The 1,788-nt window shown below is 63.0% G+C and carries 2 protein-coding genes and 1 pseudogene; all 3 read left to right on the top strand.

From position 1 onward, the window contains the following. Positions 1–288 (top strand): annotated as a pseudogene (locus tag WA354_RS18785) (glutamyl-tRNA reductase); the annotation flags it as partial. Then, positions 285–1,238 carry a hydroxymethylbilane synthase gene (gene hemC / locus WA354_RS18790; protein WP_472814551.1) on the top strand — a complete coding sequence of 318 codons (954 nt, stop codon included), beginning with the start codon at positions 285–287 and terminating at the stop codon, positions 1,236–1,238. The pseudogene WA354_RS18785 and the gene hemC, both read left to right, overlap by 4 nt. A gap of 228 nt (positions 1,239–1,466) precedes the next feature. Continuing rightward, positions 1,467–1,788: uroporphyrinogen-III synthase (locus tag WA354_RS18795; protein ID WP_472814552.1), on the top strand; the 322-nt coding region annotated here is incomplete at its 3' end.

Here is a 1,788-nt window from a genome sequence, read left to right on the forward strand (position 1 = left end):
GCCAAACTCGGTGTGCTCAGCGCAGAACAACTCGCCGCCGTTGAGACTCTCACCCGCGGACTCGTCAACAAATTTCTCCATCCGCCCATGCAGGCGCTCAAACAGGCTGCGCGCGAGAACGACTCCACCCGCGTCGACGCGCTTTGCGACGCGTGGTCTCTGCCCTCCGTTGCCGAAACAGTTCCCAAACCAGCTGAGGCTCAATCCGAACCTTCCCCTTCTGACTTCCGTGTTGAAGAGAGTAAAGGCGCGGAGCGCGGCGAAACCAGTGCCGTAGGAGGCAAATGAATCTGCGCATCGGCAGTCGCGGCTCGCAACTCGCACTCTGGCAGGCCAACCATATTGCCGCGCTCCTGCGGGGGCACGGCCACTCCGTCGAAATCGAAATTATCAAGACCACCGGCGATCGACTGCAGGAGGTCACGTTCGCGCAGGTCGGATCCAAGGGCATGTTCACCAAGGAAATAGAAGATGCTCTTGCCGAGGGCCGCGTCGACCTTGCCGTGCACTCGCTCAAAGATCTGCCCACCGAACTCCCGGCGCCCTTCGCGCTCGCGGCCACGCCGCCCCGTGTTGACCCGCGCGACGTTCTGGTTTCGGTCAAGTATCACAGCCTTCACGCGCTCCATCACGGTGCGGTCGTGGGAACCAGCAGCCAGCGCCGTCGCGCGCAGCTTTTAGCCCTCCGCCCTGACATCCAGGCCGTAGAATTCCGCGGCAACGTCGACACCCGCTTGCGTACACTTGCCGAAGGTCAGGTCGATGCGATCCTGTTAGCCGCGGCCGGACTCGATCGCCTTGAGAAAACCGAATGGGTTCGCGAACGTCTTGAGCCAAGAGATTTCTGCCCCGCCGCCGGCCAGGGCTCTCTCGGCATCGAGACTCGCAAAGACGACGCCAACATCATCGCTGCCATCGCCTTCCTTGACGATCCCGCAACCCGCTTCGCCGTCACTGCCGAACGCGCCGCTCTCGCTGCACTTGGTGGAGGCTGCCAGGTCCCCATCGGCATCCACTGCCGCCTCGCCCCGCAGGACGAAGCCGGAGAGTGGCAGGAGATCTTCGCCGTGGTTGCCGACCCTGCTACCGGCAAAGCCATTCGCATTCATCACGAGTCACGCCGTATCGACATTGGCCCCATAGCACTCGGACAGCTAGCCGCTGAACTGCTCATCGAAGCTGGCGCGGCACCCCTGCTCGAAGCCGCTGCCAACCCTCCATCCGGCGCCTCCGTATGACTCCGAACGAGAAACACTGAATCCCCGCACCGTCGCCAAACAGCGGGAGCAGCGCCTTCATACCGTTGAATTCGGCCGCGTGATTCAGCAGGCCTTCACGCCGGTTTTCGGGAATGAATTGTTCTCGGCGGAAATTGAAAAGGAACCTGGCACGGCCTGTTTCGCGTCCCGCAATCCTCACAAAGGCGCCTGAGCGCTCAGCCCCTGGTGCGATGATGGAGTCAAACGATGACTTTACCTCTCGCCAACAAACGCGTCCTCGTCACGCGCGCTGCGCACCAGGCCGGAAAGCTCAGCGAAGGCCTTCGCGCCGCCGGCGCCGATCCCGTTGAAGTCCCCGTCCTGGAAATTCGCCCGCCCGCGAGCTACGATCCCTTAGATCAGGCGCTCCGCCATCTCTACGGCTACGACTGGCTCATCCTCACCAGCGTCAACACAGTCCGAGTGGTCTCCGAGCGCGCCGCTGCCCTCAATCTGTCCCTGCGCAACTCCGGCCCGCACGTTGCTGCCATCGGACAAGCCACCGCAGAGGCCGCCCGTGCCATCGGAC

It is taken from the genome of Occallatibacter sp. (assembly GCF_049802275.1).
Taxonomy (GTDB): domain Bacteria; phylum Acidobacteriota; class Terriglobia; order Terriglobales; family Acidobacteriaceae; genus Telmatobacter.